At 70.8% G+C, this 18,477-nt stretch carries 12 protein-coding genes and 1 pseudogene; 5 read left to right on the top strand and 8 right to left on the bottom strand.

Annotated features, from left to right (window positions below; genetic code table 11):
- Positions 1 to 116: 116 nt before the first annotated feature.
- Positions 117 to 3,038: an ATP-binding protein gene (locus ACFYWI_RS07555; RefSeq protein WP_389226693.1), complete on the bottom strand. Its 2,922-nt coding sequence runs from the start codon at positions 3,036 to 3,038 to the stop codon at positions 117 to 119.
- Positions 3,039 to 3,370: 332 nt separating this feature from the next.
- Between ACFYWI_RS07555 and ACFYWI_RS07550 the strand changes: the two genes are divergently transcribed.
- Positions 3,371 to 4,546 carry an isoafricanol synthase gene (locus tag ACFYWI_RS07550; RefSeq protein ID WP_389226690.1) on the top strand — a complete coding sequence of 392 codons (1,176 nt, stop codon included), beginning with the start codon at positions 3,371 to 3,373 and terminating at the stop codon, positions 4,544 to 4,546.
- 1,466 nt (positions 4,547 to 6,012) lie between these two features.
- Here ACFYWI_RS07550 and ACFYWI_RS07545 read toward each other — a convergent pair.
- Both ACFYWI_RS07545 and ACFYWI_RS07540 read right to left on the bottom strand, forming a co-directional pair.
- On the bottom strand, positions 6,013 to 6,969 hold the full coding sequence (locus ACFYWI_RS07545; protein ID WP_389226687.1) for a hypothetical protein: 957 nt from the start codon (positions 6,967 to 6,969) through the stop codon (positions 6,013 to 6,015).
- A gap of 217 nt (positions 6,970 to 7,186) precedes the next feature.
- On the bottom strand, positions 7,187 to 7,729 hold the full coding sequence (locus tag ACFYWI_RS07540) for a hypothetical protein (RefSeq protein ID WP_389226684.1): 543 nt from the start codon (positions 7,727 to 7,729) through the stop codon (positions 7,187 to 7,189).
- Between the two features lie 174 nt (positions 7,730 to 7,903).
- On the opposite strand from ACFYWI_RS07540, the gene ACFYWI_RS07535 reads away from it, so the two are divergent.
- Both ACFYWI_RS07535 and ACFYWI_RS07530 read left to right on the top strand, forming a co-directional pair.
- The gene (locus ACFYWI_RS07535) at positions 7,904 to 8,893 is read left to right on the top strand and encodes a CHRD domain-containing protein (RefSeq protein WP_389226681.1); all 990 of its coding nucleotides are present in this window, start codon (positions 7,904 to 7,906) and stop codon (positions 8,891 to 8,893) included.
- Positions 8,894 to 8,996: 103 nt separating this feature from the next.
- Positions 8,997 to 9,299 carry a hypothetical protein gene (locus ACFYWI_RS07530; RefSeq protein ID WP_389226678.1) on the top strand — a complete coding sequence of 101 codons (303 nt, stop codon included), beginning with the start codon at positions 8,997 to 8,999 and terminating at the stop codon, positions 9,297 to 9,299.
- Positions 9,300 to 9,408: 109 nt separating this feature from the next.
- Here the strand turns inward: ACFYWI_RS07530 and ACFYWI_RS07525 are convergent, their stop codons facing one another.
- The gene (locus tag ACFYWI_RS07525; protein ID WP_389226675.1) at positions 9,409 to 11,052 is read right to left on the bottom strand and encodes a DUF445 domain-containing protein; all 1,644 of its coding nucleotides are present in this window, start codon (positions 11,050 to 11,052) and stop codon (positions 9,409 to 9,411) included.
- A 101-nt stretch (positions 11,053 to 11,153) separates the two neighbouring features.
- Here ACFYWI_RS07525 and ACFYWI_RS07520 point away from each other — a divergent pair, with 101 nt between their 5' ends.
- Positions 11,154 to 12,401, top strand: a complete 1,248-nt coding sequence (locus ACFYWI_RS07520) for an SGNH/GDSL hydrolase family protein (protein ID WP_389226672.1) — start codon at positions 11,154 to 11,156, stop codon at positions 12,399 to 12,401.
- A 188-nt stretch (positions 12,402 to 12,589) separates the two neighbouring features.
- Here the strand turns inward: ACFYWI_RS07520 and ACFYWI_RS07515 are convergent, their stop codons facing one another.
- From ACFYWI_RS07515 to ACFYWI_RS07500, 4 genes are all read right to left on the bottom strand, one after another.
- Positions 12,590 to 13,312, bottom strand: coding sequence for a DUF1707 domain-containing protein (locus ACFYWI_RS07515; protein ID WP_389226669.1), 723 nt, complete (start codon positions 13,310 to 13,312; stop codon positions 12,590 to 12,592).
- An 88-nt stretch (positions 13,313 to 13,400) separates the two neighbouring features.
- Positions 13,401 to 14,366 (bottom strand): ATP-binding cassette domain-containing protein, encoded by a 966-nt coding sequence (locus ACFYWI_RS07510; protein ID WP_389226666.1) that lies wholly within the window; start codon positions 14,364 to 14,366, stop codon positions 13,401 to 13,403.
- 25 nt (positions 14,367 to 14,391) lie between these two features.
- Entirely contained in the window at positions 14,392 to 15,195 is an 804-nt protein-coding gene (locus ACFYWI_RS07505; protein WP_389226663.1) for an ABC transporter permease, read from the bottom strand.
- Entirely contained in the window at positions 15,188 to 15,988 is an 801-nt protein-coding gene (locus ACFYWI_RS07500) for an ABC transporter permease (protein WP_389226660.1), read from the bottom strand. The genes ACFYWI_RS07505 and ACFYWI_RS07500 overlap by 8 nt, the downstream gene beginning before the upstream one ends.
- A gap of 152 nt (positions 15,989 to 16,140) precedes the next feature.
- On the opposite strand from ACFYWI_RS07500, the pseudogene ACFYWI_RS07495 reads away from it, so the two are divergent.
- Positions 16,141 to 18,474 (top strand): annotated as a pseudogene (locus ACFYWI_RS07495) (transglycosylase domain-containing protein); the annotation flags it as partial.
- Positions 18,475 to 18,477: the final 3 nt, after the last annotated feature.

The following is an 18,477-nucleotide window of genomic DNA, read 5'->3' as shown; positions in this document are numbered from 1 at the left end:
GCCCTGGTGGTTACACGCCTCGGCGCCTGCGGGCCGCTGGGTGGGGCGAGCCGCGGAACTGCGCCTGAAACGGCACCCGTACCCCTCCACCCGGTCGAGTACGCGCCCCCTTTCGCTCAGTCCCCCGGCGTCCGCCCCGCCCCCGGCTGCCGGCCGATCAGCCGTGGCAGTCCCGCGTGGTCGGAGCCGACCTTGCGGTACACGTCCGACAGCAGGCGCGTCACCACCACGTCCTGAGCGCCCAGTTCCTCGGCTATGCGGGCGTTCGACCAGCCGCGCGCGGCCCATTCGGCCACCGTACGCTCCTGCGCGGTGAGCGAATCCGTGGCCGCCGTGCGCAGCTGGATCGGCCACAGACCGGCCGCGTCCAGCTCCTCGCGGGCCTGTGCCGCAAGCGCGTCGGCCCCGCACTGCACGGCGCCTTCCATGCCACGGTGAAGCCGCTCCGTGGCCTCTTGCGGCAACCCGGCACGGCGCAGCGCGAGACCGTGGTCCACCAGAGCACACGCCAGGTCGTAGGCGGAAGGAGAGCGCTCGAGGTGTTCGACGGCCTCGGCCAGCAGGGCGACCCGCTCCGCACCGTGGGACACCGCAGCCGTGGCCCGCAGCGCTTGACCGATGGCGGACCGGGTGCCGAACCGGCGGGCCCTCTCAACGCCTTCGGAGGCAAGCTCGAGAGCCCGTTCCGGGTCATCCAGTGCCTGGGCCAGGTGGAGCTGCCAAGGGCACCAGGCGGGGTTGCGCATGCCGCGCGGTTCGAGCCGCAGGCCGACCTGGGCGAGCTGCTGCTCCGCCTCCCGGCGCATGCCGAGGGCGAGCAGCAGCTCGCTGTAGACGGTCTGGGAGTCCGGGTACACGACGGCGCTGGGCACGACATCGCCGTATCTGTACCTGGTGGCGAGCTCATGGGCGTCCTGGGTGCGGCCGCGGGCGAGCAGGATCTCGATGAGGATGCCGATGGCGAAGTACTGCGCGGGCACCTGGTGCCCGACCCTGTCCGCGATCCGCAGTCCGCCGCGGACCAGGGCCTCGGCCTCGTCGAGGCGTCCGCGGCGATAGCGGATATAGCCCAGAAGCGTGTATCCGAACGACAGATGGGCGCCGCGCCAGCCCTTGCTCTCGCATTCCGCGATGCCCCGGTTGAAGAGTTCCTCCGCCCGCCCGGGCTGGTCGCAGTACATGAAGGTGAGAGCGACCAGGACGGGGACCTCGAAACCCCATTGCTCGTCGGTCCACCTGAGGCCTTCGCCCAGGGCTTCTTCCGCGTAGTGGAGCGCCGTGACGGCGGGCTCGCCGCGCACCATGGCGTCCCAGGCACGCAGCCCCAGGATGTACCGCTCCGCGAGGCCCCGGCCGGTGACGTGCTCCGCGAGCCGGGCCAGCCTGCGTGAGCGGGCCGGCGAGTCCAGTTCATCGGCCCGGAAGGCGTTCCACATGAACTGCTCCGCCTGCATGCGCAGCCGGGTCCTGGCGTCTGTGGCGTCCCGGGCCGCTTCTGCGACCGTCTCGGCGGCCTCGGCCATCCGGTCCGAGTGGCCGAGGGCCTGTGCCAGCCGATAGACGATCGCCTCACGCAGGGCCGGGTCCAGGACAGGCTCGTCCAGTGCGGCGCGCAGATGGTTGACCGTGGTCGCGGGTTCGGTCAGCAGGGCGGAGCAGCCGAGTTCGAACAGCACGTCGGCCCGCTCGTCCAGGGCGGGTGGCTCGCGAAGCGCCCGGGCGAGGCAGCGCCGGGCGGCCTCGGGAGCGCCTGCCCTGAGGTATTCGCGGGCGGCCTGGCGCAGCTGCCGCACGGCCCAGGGGTCGCTCTCGGGGTGCATCTCCAGCAGGTGCCGGGCAGCCGCGGTGGCGCCCAGGCCCGCGCCGGAGACGATCGCGGCGGCCTGGCCGTGCATGGCGACGCGGAACGCCGCGGGAATCGCGCGGTAGACGGCCGTGGCGACCAGCGGGTGGAAGAACTCCAGGCGGTCGTCCTCGGGTGCGTCCGGAGCCGGTTCGGCGAGGATACGGGCTTCGCGCAGCCGGGCGACGGCGTCGGCGGACTCGGCCTCGCCCAGTCCGCCGACGCTCGCGGCCAGGCTGCGGGACGCCTCGGCGCCCAGCACAGCGGCACTCCAGGCGAACCGGACGGCGGAGGTGCCGAGCCGCTCCAGCCGCTCGACGAGCCCGCTGCCTTTCAGCGCGGAGGCGAGCTCCCGCAGTTCGGGAACGTGGACGACCTGCGGCTTCAGCCCGCGATCGGCGACCTTGGCGGCGAGTTCGACGGTCTCGAAGGGGTTCCCGCCGGTGACCGCCCAGGTCTCACGGCAGAAACCCTCGTCGGCTTCCTCCCCCAGGATGTCCCGGACGATGCGGCTGACCGCGCCGGGTGTGAACGGTATGAGGTCGAACGGGTGCGAGCCATGGCGCTCGGCAAGCCTGGCGAACGCGGCGGCATCGCCGGGGAGTTCATCGGAGCGGTACGCCACGACGAGCAGCATCGGCAGCTCGGTGACACGTGGCGCGAAGCCGGTGAGCCAGGCCAGCGATTCGGCGTCCGCCCAGTGGGCGTCGTCCAGCATGACCACCAGCGGCGCGTGCTGCACAGCGAAACGGGTGGCGATCCAGTCCAGGCCGTCCCGCACGCCCTGCGGATCGGGGGAGCCGTTGTTCCCCGCCACCAGGCCCACCGCGGGCGCGACGATGTCGTACCAACTGCCCAGTATCTTGCGGTGCTCCTTCTCGGTCCCTGCAGCCAGGACGGGCTGGACGAGCTGGCGTACGACATGGAACGCCACGCCCTGCTCCTGCTCTCCTCCACGGGCGAAGAGCACCGTGCAGCCTCGGGCCACGGCTCGTCTGCGCATCTCGGTGAGCAGTGTGGTCTTGCCGAGTCCGGCCGGCCCGGCGAAGGCCAATAAGCCCCCGGCGCCGGGTGCGGCTGAGCCCTTGGGCGACGCTCTCAGCTCCGCCAACAGGGCGTCCACGGCGGCAAGTTCTGCGTCACGTTCCAGCAGCAGTCGGCGCGGGCGCCCTGGCCGCTCTCCCGTGTAGGCCACATCAGTTCCTTCGACCGTGTGTCGTCCCCGAGTACACGCGAAGCGTACGCCCGTGGAGACGGTCCGTAACCGTTTGCGGATGTTCTGCCCAACGGAGACCCACGGTTCTGGTAACGGCGTCGACCTCGCGGCGGTGCCACTCTCGCCTCACCTCCCCCACAGCATGCCCGCGGGGGGCGCGCGCGCCGTCTCGTGCGCCGTACCCACGCCACTTCACACCCGTCGATCACGGCCGTCCAGGTGGTGCGGCACCTAGCCTCATAGGCGCGAGAACACGCCAGGCCTGCACGGCCGAGCCGGTGGGACGTGCGGCGATTCCCCAGGGGGCTTGCATGGCGAACGCGACGGCTTCCGGCCACCACCCAGTGCCCTCGGACCCTACGCGGCGCACCGCCGCCATCAGGATTCCGTTCCCCGCCCGCTTCAGCCCGCATGCGGAGCGCGCACGGAGACACACACTCCAGTGGCTCCAGGAGACAGGCCTGCTGACGGGGGAATCCGCGACGGTGGAATACGACGCGCTGCGGCTCGAGCGGCTGATGGCGTACTTCTATCCCGACGCCACGGGCAAGGACCTCGAACTGGCTGCCGACTTCAACGCCTGGTTCTTCATCTTCGACGACCAGTTCGACGGCGGGCTGGGGATGCGGCCCGAGGCGATCGAGCGCGTGGTGGCCACCCTCGGACGGACCATGGCGACGGACGACGCGCCCCAGGCGTCCGGCATGGCAGGCGGGTCAGGCCTGTCCGGACCACCGCTAGTCCGGGCGTTCCGGGACATCTGGCGCCGGGCCACCGCCGGCACACCGGAGGACTGGCAGCTCCGGTTCCGTACGCACTGGCATGCCTACATGGCCGCCCATCAGGGAGAAGCACACAACCGCAACGCGGACCGCCTGCCGACTCTGGAGCAGTTCCTCAGGGTCCGGCGGCACTCCATAGGCGTACAGCCCTGCCTCGATTTCATCGAGCGGTGCGGTGGCTACACCCTGCCGGACGAACTGCACGGCTCCTCTCCACTGCGGGAGATGCGGGAGATCACCGGCGATGTGGTGATCTTCGTCAACGACATCGTCTCGCTCGTCAAGGAACTGGCGGCCGGGGATGTGAACAACAGCGTCGTCGTCCTGCGCGAACAGAAGGACTGCACCCTGGAGCAGTCCGTCGAGCACATCGCCGCCCTCGCCAACGCGCAGACAGCCCGCTTCGACCGGCTCGCCCTCGACCTCCCCAAGACGCTGAGCGAACGGGGCGTGCTTCCCGAGGTGCGGGGGCACATCGACCACTACGTGGAGGGCATGGGCCACCTGATGGCGGGCAATCTGGCCTGGTCCCTGGCGACCGCCCGCTACGACGAGACCGGCATCGCCGCCGTGAGCGGCGGGCGGCAACGCCCTTGGGCGTATCTCGCCGCGCCACCCGAGTGCTCTGCAACGCCCCAACGGGGGGTGCGAGAGTCCGCGGATGAGCGCAGAAACCGACGGCACAGCCGAAGCCATCGCGGGTGAGCTGCGGCTCATGGATCCAACGGTACGGGCAACACGGGCCGTTGCCCGGCGGCTGCTGGACACGGAGTTCGGGGAGTTCGGGGAGTTCGGGCCGGCGATGGACGCACGAGGAGATGCCTGCGGGCAGGGCGGGGCCGGTCTGGGGTTTGGCCGGGTCCGGGGGTGTGGTGTGGGGCCGGTCTGGGGTTTGGCCGGGTCCGGGGGTGTGGTGTGGGGCCGGTCTGGGGTTTGGCCGGGTCCGGGGGTGTGGTGTGGGGCCGGTCTCGGGTTTGGCCGGGTTGGTGGGTGTGGTGTGGGGCCGGTCTCGGGTTTGGCCGGGTTGGCGTGGTGAACGTGGGGCCGCCCTCCTGGTCTTGATGGTGGCGGCTTCGGGTCGGGCGTCAAGGGCGCTCGGTCGTTCCTCCCTCGCGTCGCCGTTGGCGATTTCGCTGCGCTTCACCCTTGACTCCCGCCCCTCCACCGCCGGGAAATGCACTTGGGAGGGCGGCCGGGGGAAGGGTCGGCGCCAGGGGCCCGTGCGGTGCCGTTCGTTTCGGGCGGCTGCGGGCCGTGGGTGGGGCGCGGCAGTTGAATGGGGCGGTGACGGCTGCACTTAGCGGCTGTCGACCGTCTGTGGGTTGGGGTTCAGGACCGCTGGTCACTGTGCGGGGCATGGGTAGGCATGTCACGGGGTGAGGTGGTGGGTGGCTGCGGGTGGTCGGGGGTGCGGGGCGGGCTCGGAGGCAGAGCTGTTGCCCGAAATGCACCTTAATGTCCCGTGTATGGAACAGGTCGTGTACACGGATTCCGGTGAGACCGGAATCCGCGTACAAGAACCCAGGAAGGGGGTCACTATGCCCCCTTTTGTTCATTGGGACTGCCCGGCGACGCCCCACCAGCCCCCACTCCCTTACCACCGAAGAGTGACCAGCGGGCCTGAACCCCCACCCACAGACCAGCGTCACCCACCGAGCCGACCCGGGCCACCCCACTCAACTCCCGTGCACCACCCACCGGACAGTGACCAGCGGTCCCGAACCTGAGCCCGGAACATGCCTGCGGTCGCTGAGCGCAGCCGCCACCGCCCCATTCAACTGCCGCGCACCCACCACCGGCCCGCGGACCGCGCACGGCGAACGGCCCCAGCCCACCTCCAGCGGCCCCCATCCCCCGGCCGCCCTCCCAAGAGCATTTCCCGGCGGTGAAGGGGCGGGAGTCAAGGGTGAAGCGCAGCGAAATCGCCAACGGCGACGCGAGGGAGGAACGACCGAGCGCCCTTGACGCCCGACCCGAAGCCGCCACCATCAAGACCAGGAGGGCGGCCCCACGTTCACCACGCCAACCCCGCCAAACCCGAGACCGGCCCACACCACACCCACCAACCCGGCCAAACCCCAGACCGGCCCCACACCACACCCCCGGACCCGGCCCACCCCGGGACCGATCGGCCCGGCCCACCATCCCGACCCGGCCGCCCCCGCAAGACGTCAGGCGCCCACCCCATGACCCGCCCCCGTCACCACTCCCGTCGCCGCCTCACCCGATCGGAGCGCGCCTCGGAGGGCATTCAGCAACTCCGTCGGGTTGGTGCGGAGTTGGGCCGGGGATACCGACAGGACCGTCAGGCCGTGTTGGGTCATGCGGTTGCGGCGGGCCATCGTACGTTCCCAGTCGGCCGGGCTCAGGTGCCATTCACGGGAGTCGATCTCGAGCACCACGCCCGCGTGGGGCCAGTAGGCATCGGGGCGGGCCAGGAACGTGCCGTCCAGCAGGTAGAGGTTCGGGTTCCACAGCGGGCTCGGCAGGTCCGTCGCTCCCAGGACGAGGCGGGCGTCCGCCTCTGCAACCGAGCGGACACCTGCCGTCAGGCCCTCGATCGTCCTGGCCACACATGGGTCGCTCGCACGGTGGCCTGAGCGCAGTGCCCCGGTGAGTTCATCAAGGGTGCAGCGTCCGCGCTGGACGAGCTCGGCCAGGAGTGCCGTCACCGCCCGGGGGCCGGTCACGTAAGGGATCGCGTCGGCTGCCGCCCGGGCCGGTGGGGCACAGGGCAGTCCCTCCACCGGAAGGCCACGGCAGGGGCGTTGGGTGCGGTGGATGCGGACGAATCCGAGGCTGCGCGGGTTCCGGCCGCCGGCCACGAGAACGTCCACCGCGCCCGTCGGGGACCGGCCGCCCACCGCCCGGACTCCGTACAGCGAGAGCGCCGCCACACCCGTGAGCAGGGCGCCCTCCCCCGCGTACAGGAGTGCGGCACGTAATCGTTGGCGGTGACTCGGGGCTCCGGTCTGGAGCAGGACCACGCGTGGCAGGAGTTTCTGCCAGGGGCCGCCGGGGCGGCACCGGTCGGCAATGGTCGAGGTGGGGCAGCCCGCGGCGGCCAGTTGGGAGGTGGTCGCGAGGCCGTCCGTGGCAAGGGTGATCGAGGCGGTGCATGTACGCATGCGATCTTCCTGCCCAGCGGGCAGCCGCCATTACCCGACGTAACCGGTTTCTTGTACGCGGATTCCGGTCTCACCGGAATCCGCGTACACGACATCGGCTTCGGCTTCGGCTCACCGGCGGATATCCGGAATTGCCGGAGGGCACGGCGGCAGACTTCCCTTTGGTTTCCGGAAGGTTAAAGGAATCTCACAGCAGCACCAAGGCAAAGGCGACCGGTCATTCGGTCTCCGCCGCCGTCCTGACGAGCTTTCCGTCCGCCGCGATGACGAACCATTCGTCGTCCAGGCCCTGGCCGTTGACCTCGCCCGCGGCCACGTCGCCCACGTAGTAGTACAGCGGCCAGTCCCCGTACACCGCCTGTTCCACGCCCTCGCTCAGCTTCGTCTCCTTCAGCAGACCGGGGTCGGCAGCGCCCGTCGCCGTGACGTCCTTGGCCGAGGTGAGGGCCGGCCATACCGCGATGCATTCGGCGTCGCAGTTGACCGCGCCCGGCTTGTCCTTGGTGAAGCCGTAGAGCGTACGGCCCTTGTCGTCGACCAGGATCGTGCCGAGCTCGGACTCCGCCGTGGTGACGGAGACCGTGGCGGGGGCCTTGGCGGCGGGCTGCTTGCCGCCCTGGCCGGCACCGGCCGCCGCGGACTTCTGCGGTGCCCCGTTCGACGAGCCCGATTCGCCCGAGCCTCCGCACGCGGCCATGGTGAGCAGCGCCAGTCCGACCAGCGGGGCGGCGAACAGGGGCGTGATCCGGGTGCTGCGCATGTCGATTCCCTCGAAGTCATCCGGTGTGATCGCTACGGATACTGGTACGCGGTCAACTGACCTCTCGTTCAACTGAATTGCGGGATTTTGCGATTGAACCGTGCGCCATGTCCACCCGTACTCCCTTACGACCGAACCCACCATCGAGTGGGCCCCAACGGGAGGTTCACCCCCATGCAGAAGCGTTCCCTTGCCGTGCCGGCCGCAGCAATTGTGCTCGCCACGACCGGAATGGCCCCTGCCCTCGCCCACGACAATGCAAGCCACACGAGCCCCACGAATCAGACGGCCCAAGCAGACCATGAGAGCCGGGCCGGTCATATGGGCCAAGCCGGCCAGGCCGGCATGCCGAGCCACAAGAGCAAGGCGCGCGCCGTCACCTTCGCCGCCGTGCTCACCGGTGCGCACGAGGTGGCGGTCGAGGGCGGGCCCGCCGTGAACGACCCGGACGGCAAGGCCGTCGCCCTCGTCAAGGTCAAGGGCGACCGGGTCGTCTTCTCGATGCAGTGGAAGGGGTTCCTGCCGAACGCGGGGCACATCCACGAGGGTGCCGCCGGGCAGAACGGCGACATCAAGGTTCCCCTCTTCGGCACCGCGATGCCGGACACCATCCACTCCGCTGCCGGGCAGACGGTCCTCACCGATGCCAAGCTCGCCGACAGCCTCCGCGACAACGCCTCCGGGTTCTACGTCAACCTGCACAGCGAGGAGTTCCCGGGCGGAGCCGTACGCGGGCAGCTGAGGCGGCTGCACAAGAACGTCAACCCGCTCGACATCATCCAGGGCGGCAAGCTGCGGGCGCTGGCCAACGGCGACCAGGAGGTCCCGGTCGAGGACGCGCACAAGGTGGGTGACGACGACGGGCACGCGATCACGTTCCTGCACCCGAAGGGCAGGAACGTCGACTTCTCGCTCGCCTGGGTCAACATCCAGGCGCCCCAGGCCGCGCACATCCACAAGGGCGGGTTCGGCAAGAACGGAGACGTCGTGCTCGGTCTTCTCAACAAGCCGGTGCCGGAAGGGTTGTTCGCCGTCTCCGGGCGGCTGGAGGACCAGCACAAGGGACTGCTGAAGGAGATCCGGCACAGCCCGGAGTCGTTCTACTCCAACATCCACACGAAGAAGTTCCCGGACGGGGCGGTGCGCGGGCAGCTCTTCGACTGACGGGTGGCCGGGCGGCGGAAGGGGCGCCGTAGGCTCAGGGGACATGCTTGACCAGGTTCGGCAGGCAGCACGGACAGCACAGGAAACGAAAGGCGGCAGGTACATGCGCAGTGTTCCCGCGGGCGTGGTGGCGGCAGGCGGACTCGTCGGCGGGTACGGCGTCGCCCGGTGGACCCGGCAGCGGCCCCTCGGCGGGGTCGCCCTCGCCGCCGCGGGCGCCGTCGCCGCGCGTCGGTGGCACCATGACGCCGGGCCCCGGGCAGCGGCCGGGCTGAGCGCCGCGTACGTCGCCGCGTTCGCCGGGTCGCATCCGCTCGCCAAGAAGGTGGGCGCGTGGCCCGCCGTCCTCACCGTGGCCGCCGGGGTGGCACTCGCCTCCTGGACGGTCACGCGCCGGGCGCGCTGAGCAATTCGGCGAACGTCACCAGAGGTCTGAACACTCCCGCGGTGACGTACGTACTACAGGGCACCTCCCCTTAGAGGCGCTGGGCGCGTGACCGTCAGGCAGGGACGGGTCACGCGCCCAGCGCATGTGCGACGGTGTAGATCAGCAGGCCGGCCAGCGCACCGACCACCGTGCCGTTGATCCGGATGAACTGCAGGTCCCGTCCGATGTGCGCCTCGATCTTGCGCGAGGTGTGTTCCGCGTCCCAGCTCGCGACGGTGTCGGAGATCAGCGAGGTGATCTCGGCCCGATAGGTGGTGACCACGTACACGGCCGCATCCTCCACCCAGCCCTCCACCTTCGCCTGGAGCCGGCCGTCCGTGGCGAGGCGCGAGCCCAGGGACAGCAAGGAGGCGCGGGCGCGCAGCCGCAGTTCGCTGCGGTCGTCCTCCGCCGCCGAGATGATCATGGCCCGTACGGAGGCCCAGGCGGACGCGATCACGTCCTGCACCTCGGAACGCGACAGCAGCTCCGACTTCATCCGCTCCACGCGCACCCGTGTGTCCGTGTCCGACTGCAGATCGGCCGCGAAGTCCGTGAGGAACCGGTCGATCGCGGCGCGTGCCGGATGGCCCGGCATGTCGCGCATCTCGGTGACGAAGCGCCGCAGCTCCTTGTAGACGCGTTCGCCGACCTTCTTGTCGACGAAGCGCGGGGTCCAGCCCGGCGCGCCGCCCTCCACCGCGTCCATCACCGACTCCGAGTGCAGGACCAGCCAGTCGTGGGCGCGGGCGCAGATCAGGTCGACCGCACGGTGGTGGGCACCGTCGGCCACGACCTTCTCCAGGGTCTTCCCTATGCCGGGAGCGATCTCCGCGCTCTCCGCGCGGCGGGTGATCGCCTCACCGACGACCGCCTGGATGTCGGCGTCGCGCAGCACGGTCAACGCACCGCGCAGGGCGGTGGCGAGCTCCGCGGTGACCCGGTCGGCATGGGCCGGCTCCGCCAGCCAGGCGCCGAGGCGGCCGCCGATGCCAAGACCGCGCAGCCGGGCCCGTACGACGTCGGCCGACAGGAAGTTCTCGCCGACGAACGAGCCGAGCGAGGCGCCGAGCTGGTCCTTCTTGGTGGGGATGATCGCGGTGTGAGGGATGGGGAGGCCGAGGGGGTGGCGGAAGAGCGCGGTGACGGCGAACCAGTCGGCCAGCGCACCGACCATGCCCGCCTCGGCGGCGGCGGCGACATAGCCGGCCCAGCCGCCCAGGCCCGCGTTCTTCGCCCAGGTGGCGAAGACGAAGATGAGTGCGACGAGGAGCAGCATGCCGGTCGCGGTCGTCTTCATCCGGCGGACGCCTCGGCGCTTCTCCTCGTCGGCCTCGGTGTACGCGAAGGGGGGCAGGGAGCGCCCCCGGGTACCCGCCGCGCCCCTGGCCGACCGGGCGGGAACGGACCCGGCCGCGTCGCTGGGGCCGTTCGCCCCTGCCGCCGTCCCGGCGGCGTCCTTCGCGCGGCCCGCGTCCTTCCCGTCGGCCGTGCCCTTCCCGTCGGCCGCGTCCCTCAGGTCGGCCGCGTCCTTCGCGCCGACGGCATCCTTCCCGCCGGTGTCGTTCCCGCCTGCCGCGCCGGACTCGGCGGGTACCGCCCCGGCGGCGCCCGATGCGGCCGCCCCGGACCCGGCAACACTCCGCCCCGCGGCGTCCTTCGACCCGGCGGCGCCCGCCCCCGCCGGGCCCGCACCGGGGTCGTCCGGCTCGTCCCGCTCTGTACGTTCCATCCGCTCCACCCGTCCGCGCGTGCGTACCGTACGCAATGTCCTTACCTCTGGTACTCCTGGGCCGCATCTCGAGTTCCCCGGCCATGCCGGATGATGTGGTCATGAAGAAGCGCCACGGGTATGCGAGCCTCGCCGCCCTCATGGCCGTCGTAGCCCTCATCTGCGTCGGCATCTACCTGAGTGTCGGTACCGCCAAAGGCCGCCCTGCCCTCCGTACGCCCCCGGCGTCCGCCAACCCCGTCTGGATCGGCACCTGGTCCGCGAGCCCCGTCTACGCGGCCCCCACCACGACGGCGCCGGGGGCGCCGAGCGGCAGCGCCGGCCGTTCCGTACGCAACATCGTGCACACCAGCATCGGCGGCACCGCGGCCCGCGTCACCCTGTCCAACCTGGCCGGGACAGCGCCGTTGAAGGTCGACTCGGTCTCCCTGGCCGTGCGGGCGGGCAACGGGCCCGCGGCCCTGCCGGGCACCCTGCGCCGCGTCACGTTCCAGGGCGCGCCCCACGCCACCGTCGCCGGCGGCGGACAGCTGGTCAGCGACCCGGTCGTGCTCCGGATCCCGTACGACGGCGATCTGCTCATCTCCATCCACACACCCGGCCCCGGCAGTGTGGTCACCACCCACCCGCAAGCGCGCCAGACCTCCTACCTGGCAGAGGGCGACCACACCCTCGACGAGCGCGGCGAGGGCTACACCGGGCGTACCACGTCCTGGCATCACATCAGCGCCGTCGACGTGCTGACCGCGGAGGCACGCGGCACGGTCGTCGCCATCGGCGACTCGATCACCGACGGCGTCTCCTCCACCCGTGACACCAACCGCCGCTGGCCGGACGTGCTCTCCGACCGTCTCGGCGGCCGCTACGGCGTGCTCAACCAGGGCATCAGCGGCAACCGGCTGCTCACCTACGGCCGCGGCCCCAGCACCCTCGAACGCCTCGACCGTGATGCGCTCGAGCGCCCCGGTGCGCGGACGGTGATCGTCCTGATCGGCATCAACGACCTGCTGCACGCGCCCTACTCCCCGACAGCCGACCGGCTCATCGAGGGACTGGGCGAACTGACCCGCCGCGCCCACGCACGCGACCTGCGCGTCGTCGGCTCGACGCTGATGCCCTGCTACGGGTACCCGCTGTGCACCCCGGCCCTGGAGGCCGAACGCACCAGGGTCAACGCCGCCATCCGCTCGGGCCGGATCTTCGACACGGTCGTCGACTTCGACCGGGCACTGCGCGATCCGTACGCGCCGCACCAGCTGTACCCGGCGTACGACTCCGGGGACCATCTCCACCCGAGCGACGCCGGCTACGAACGGATGGGCAGGTCCGTGGACCCGGCCCGGCTCTGAGCCCCGCACAGCCGTCCGGGCTCCGCGCACCGTGCGGCCCGGATGCAACTCTCAGCTGTGCGGAGCAAGGACCCGGCCGTGCGCCGTACGAAGGCGGGCTCACGGCCGGGGGCCGTACGGAGCCCGGCTCACCGCTCGGGGGCCGTACGGAACGCGACTCACGGCCGGCGCCCGGGCGACACCATGCCTCAGCCCAGCTCCTTGCGGCCCCCGCCCTCACCCTCGCCCTTGTCCAGGCGGCCCTGGTCCCGGCTGTCCAGCTGCTCCGCCTTCTGGGCCCGCTCCGCCTTCAGCCGCTGCTTCTCGGCCCGGGTGCGCTTGCGCTCCACACCCACCCCGCCCATCAGCGCCAGGCCCTTGATGATCACTCGTGGCGCGGACGGGTCCGGCGTACCCTCCACACCACTGTCGCCCTCGCCGAAGCCGCCCATCAGGCCGATGCCCCGGATCTCGACGTTCAGGTCCGGCGGTACGACGATGTGCACCCCGCCCATGAGCGCCACGCAGTTGATCACGGTCTCGCCGGCCTCGAAACGGGCCTCGCGCAGATCCAGTTCGCCGCCGCCCATCAACGTGAACGCGGTGAACCTGCGGCCGACCGTCCAGGTGCCCTTGCGCCCGAACCCGCCCCAGAAGGCGAACGCCCCTTTCGAGGTGGCAGGGCCTCCGACCCGCCCGGCCCAGTCGCCCGTCGCCGGGGCGGCCGCGGCACCCGGCACGGAGCCGCCTACCGGCAGGTCGCGTACCAGCGGCGCCAACTCGCCGTGGGTGCGCGCTTTGTACGCCGCGTCCAGGCGCTGCCCGAACTCGTCCATGTCGAGCCGTCCCTCGGCCACGGCCTCACGCAGACGCTCGGCGACCCGCTCCCGCTCGGAGTCGGAGGCGCGCATCTCGGGGAGTTCACTCGTCATACCGCCAGCCTAGTGGCGCCCGCCGACCTTCACAGGGGTGATCACACAGTTGATCGAACGCACGGTTGAGGCATGAGCTGTTGATCGATCACAGCCCCGGCCGCTCCTGGTACAGCTTCGCGATCACCGTCTCGATGTCCGGCTCCCGCACCGACAGATCGACCAGCGGATACCGCTCCGCCAGCGCGGCAACCAGCGGCGCCGCCGATCCGGACGCCGGGAACGCAAGCCACTGCCGCGGCCCGTCCACCTTCACCGTGCGCGCCCCGTCCAGCTCGATCGCCGGCAGCTCGCGCTCCAGATCCACCACAAGGGTGCGTTCGCTCTCCCCCACCTCGTGCAGCCCCGCCAGCGCCCCGTCGTACATCAGCCGCCCGTGGTCGATGACCATCACCCGCTTGCACAGCTGCTCGATGTCGGTCAGATCGTGCGTGGTCAGCAGTACCGTCGTGCCCTGCTCGGCGTTCAGGTCGCGCAGGAACCCGCGGACCTTCGCCTTCGAGATCACATCGAGCCCGATCGTCGGCTCGTCCAGATACAGCACCTCGGGATCGTGCAGCAGCGCCGCCGCGATGTCCCCGCGCATCCGCTGGCCCAGCGACAGCTGACGCACCGGCACCTGCAACAGCGCGCCCAGGTCGAGCAGTTCGACACACCGCTCCAGGTTCCGGCGGAAAGCGGCGTCGGGGATCCGGTACATCCGGTGCATCAGACGGTACGAATCCCGCAGCGGCAGGTCCCACCACAGCGTCGTACGCTGCCCGAACACCACACCGATGCGCTGCGCCAGCCGAGTGCGCTCCCGGGACGGGTCGATACCCGCGACCCGCAGCCGGCCGGCGCTCGGGGTGAGGATCCCCGTCAGCATCTTGATGGTGGTGGACTTACCCGCGCCGTTCGGGCCGATGTATCCGACCATCTCACCGCGCGGCACCGCAAAACTTATGCCGTCGACCGCCCGCACCGACCGCTTCTCGCGGCGCAGCCGGCTGCCCGCCACCTTGCGCCGTACCTCGAAGACCTTCTCGACCCCGTCGAGCTCGATGAAATCCATGCCCACCCCCCACTCGGTCCGTCGTTCAGCTTCCGGTGCTGCGGTACGAACGCAGTCCCGCCCGCCAGGCCAGCGCGGCGAGCCCGCAGCACCCCGCCGCGACCACGGGCGGCAGGAACGCCAGCCAGGCCGGCAGCCCGAGAGGGTCCTCGCGGCCCAGCACGTACAGCGAGGGCACCCAGTTGACGAAGGCCAGCGGCACGACGAACGTCACCCCGCGCACCAGGTCCTTGGCGAAGATCGACGGCGGGTACTGCAGCAGCGTGTTCCCGCCGTACGTGAAGGAGTTCTGCACCTCGGACGCGTCCTGCGCCAGGAACTGGAACGCCCCGCCCGCCACGAACACCGCGGAGAAGATCGCCCCGCCGCTGAGCAGCATCAACGGCACCATCGCCACCTTGACGGCCGTCCACTCGACGTCCAGATTCGCCAGCCCGTAGCCCAGCACCAGCAGCCCCTGGCTGATCCGCCCGAGACGGCGCAGCGCGAAGCGGTCGGCCGCGACCTGGACGAGCACCGGCACCGGCCGTACCAGCAGGGTGTCCAGCGTGCCGTCGCGCACCCGCCGCCCCAGCCGGTCCATGGACCCCATCACCAGATCGGCGAGCCCGAAGGCGGTGCTCGTCGTCCCGTACAGGAACGCGACCTCGGGCAGGGAGTACCCGCCGAGAGCGTCCACATGAGTGAACATCAGCAGGATCGTGACGAAGTCGAAGCCGGTGGCCGCGAAGTTCCCGAGCGCGGTCATCGCGAACGACGCGCGGTACGCCATCGTGGAACGGATCCACATCGCCGCTATCAGCCCGTACGCCCTGATGGCCTCACCCACCCTGGACCACCACCCTGCGCGTGGCCGCCGACTGCAGCATCCGGCCCGCCGCCAGCAGCGCGAGCGCCCACCCGGCCTGGAAGGCGTACGCCTCGACCAGACCCCACCCGCTGCTCCTGCCGAGGAAGATGTCCGCCGGAACCTGGAGCAGCGACGACCAGGGCAGCGCCCGCGCCACTTCGCCGAGGACTCCCGGGAAGAGGTTCAGCGGCAGCATCATCCCGGAGAAGAACAGCGCCGCCAGCCAGCAGATCTGCATCACTCCGGCGCCGTCCATCAGCCAGAACGCGGACAGCGCCACCAGGAAGCGCACCGCGAAACTCACGACGACTCCGAGCGCGACCGAGAAGAGGAAGGCGAGCCAGATCAGCGGCGAGGCGGGCAGCACCAGCTCGAAGGCCAGCCCGCCGAGCACCATCGGCACGATGCCGCGCGCCAGCAGATGGAAGGCGGCCCGCCCCAAGTCTCCCGCCAGCCACCACATCTGAAGGTCGGCAGGACGGTAGAGGTCGATGGCGATGTCGCCGGTGCGGATACGTTCGATCAGCTCGTCCTCGAAGCCGCCGCCCAGCATGGCGCAGGTCATCAGCAGCGCCTGGCCGAGCCAGACATAGGTGAGCGCCTGGGACAGGTCGTACCCGCCGAGCTGCGGGCGCTCGTCCCACAGGGCTATATAGGTGTACGCCACGATGAAGCCGAAGACGGTGTTGGTGAACACCCCGGCCGCCGTGGCCACCCGGTACGTCGCATGGCGCCGGAACCCACCCGCCGCGACCACCGCGTAAAGCCGCACAACAGCTCCTCTCCACGCGTCACGCCACCGACAGGGCCAGGCACCAAAGCGCACGACCCTAGCCGAGCGCGGCGGAGGACCGCGAGCGGATTTCCGGCCGGAAGAGGTCCAGATCCAAGGGATATCGGCCTAAAAAGTGCACTATGAGCGATATGAGAGACGAGTCGCAGCAGGGCTGGGCACTCAGGGACGCGACGGCACCCGGTCCACCCGCCACCGCCCCCGCCCTCGTCACGGCAGGAAAGAAGCACGACAAGCCCCAACGCGGGCGCCCCGGACGGCGTCGCATCCTCCCCACCTGGCGCATCGCCCTCGGCGCATTCCTGCTGCTCGCACTCGCCCTGATCGGCGCATTCGGCGTCGGCTACCTGCTCGTCGACATCCCGCCCGCCAACGCCGCCGCGACCTCGCAGTCGAACGTCTACCTCTACAACGACGGCACACCCATCACCCGCAACGGCGAGGTCAACCGCGAGAACGTCCCCCTCGCCCGCGTCCCCAGAGCCGTCCAGCACGCCGTACTCGCCGCCGAGGACCGGGACTTCTACTCCGAACCCGCAGTCGACCCACAGGCCATGGTCCGGGCCGCCTGGAACACCCTGCGCGGCAAAGGCAGACAGTCCGGCTCCACCATCACCCAGCAGTACGTCAAGAACTACTACCTCGGCCAGGAACAGACCGTCACCCGAAAAGTGAAGGAGTTCTTCATCGCCGTGAAGCTCGGCCGCGAGGTGAGCAAGAGGGACATCCTCGAGGGCTACCTCAACACCAGCTACTTCGGACGCAACGCCTACGGCATCCAGGCCGCGGCCCACGCCTACTACGGCAAGAACGTCGACGACATCGACGCCGCACAGGGCGCCTACCTCGCGTCACTGCTCAACGCGCCGAGCGCGTACGACATCGCCACCCACCCCGAGAACATGACCTCGGCGCTGGGCCGCTGGAACTACGTCCTCGACGGCATGGTCAAGGAGAAGTGGCTCTCCCCCACCGCACGCGACGACATGAGCTTCGTCATGCCACAGGCGGCCAAGCCCACGACCGGCCTGTCCGGCCAGCGCGGCTACATCGTGCAGGCCGTCACCGACTACCTCACCAGCAACAAGATCATCGAGGAGAAAACGCTGGCCGCCGGCGGCTACCGGATCACCACCACCCTCCAGCGCGACAAGCAGGACGCGTTCACCGAAGCCGTCGACGACCAGGTGATGTCGAAACTCGACCCCGGCCGAGCCGTCGACCACCACGTCCGCGTCGGCGGGGCATCCATCGACCCCGGCACCGGCAAGGTCGTCGCCATGTACGGCGGCATCGACTACACCAAGCAGTACGTCAACAACGCGACCCGCCGCGACTACCAAGTCGGCTCCACCTTCAAACCGTTCGTCTTCACCGCAGCCGTCCAGCACGGCGCCACCACCCAGGACGGCCGCCGCATCACCCCCCGCACCGTCTACGACGGCGGCAACGGGCGCGAGATCCAGGGCTGGGCCGGCGCGCCGTACCACCCCCAGAACGAGGACAACGCCTCCTACGGCAACATCACCGTCAGCACCGCCACCGACGACTCCGTCAACGCGGTGTACGCGCAGATGGCCGTCGACGTCGGCCCCGCCCGAGTGAAGAAGACCGCGATCGACCTCGGCATCCCCAAGAGCACCCCCGATCTCAACCCCTCCCCCTCCATCGCACTCGGCGCCGCCACCGCGAGCGTCCTCGACATGGCCGAGGCCTACGCGACCCTCGCCAACCACGGCAAGCGCGGCACGTACACACTCGTCGAAAAGATCACGCGGAACGGCGAGGGGATCACCCTGCCGAAAAAACCCGGCCGCCAAGCCGTCAAGCGCGAGGCCGCCGACAGCACCACCGCCATGCTGCAGAGCGTCGTCGCCGACGGCTCCGGCATGGGGGCCCAGTCCGCGGGCCGTCCGGCCGCCGGCAAGACCGGCACCGCGGAACAGGACAAGGCCGCCTGGTTCGCCGGCTACACCCCCGACCTGGCCACCGTGGTCGCCGTGATGGGCCAGAACCCGGTCACCGGCGCACAGACACCGCTGTACGGGGCACTGGGCCTGCCGCGCCTCAACGGCGGGGACGCACCGGCGCAGATCTGGGGGCAGTTCACGGCAGCCGCGCTCGAAGGCAGCGAGATCCGGGACTTCGAACTGCAACCGGGGGAGGGCGCCGAGGAGATGGACTCGCCCTTCGACCCGGACCTGCCGTTCGGCTCCCGCGAACCGGGCAACCACGGCCGGCGGGACGACGGCGGCAGGCACGACGGCGCGGAGCCCGGCGCACCGAACGAAGACACCACCGCCGTACCGAGCGGCGGCGCCACCAGCGGCCCACCCACAGCGCCCGGAAGCCCGCCCGGCTATCTCCCCGGCTATCTCCCCGGCACACCGCCCGCCCACAGCACCGGCCCCGCGGGCGCAGCCGACCACAACCCCGCCGCCGGCCCCGGACCCGGTCCCACCGGCCAA

It is taken from the genome of Streptomyces sp. NPDC002889 (assembly GCF_042888425.1).
Lineage (GTDB): Bacteria > Actinomycetota > Actinomycetes > Streptomycetales > Streptomycetaceae > Streptomyces.
Note: the sequence above shows the minus strand (reverse complement) of the source record. Positions and strands in the feature narration are given on the sequence as shown.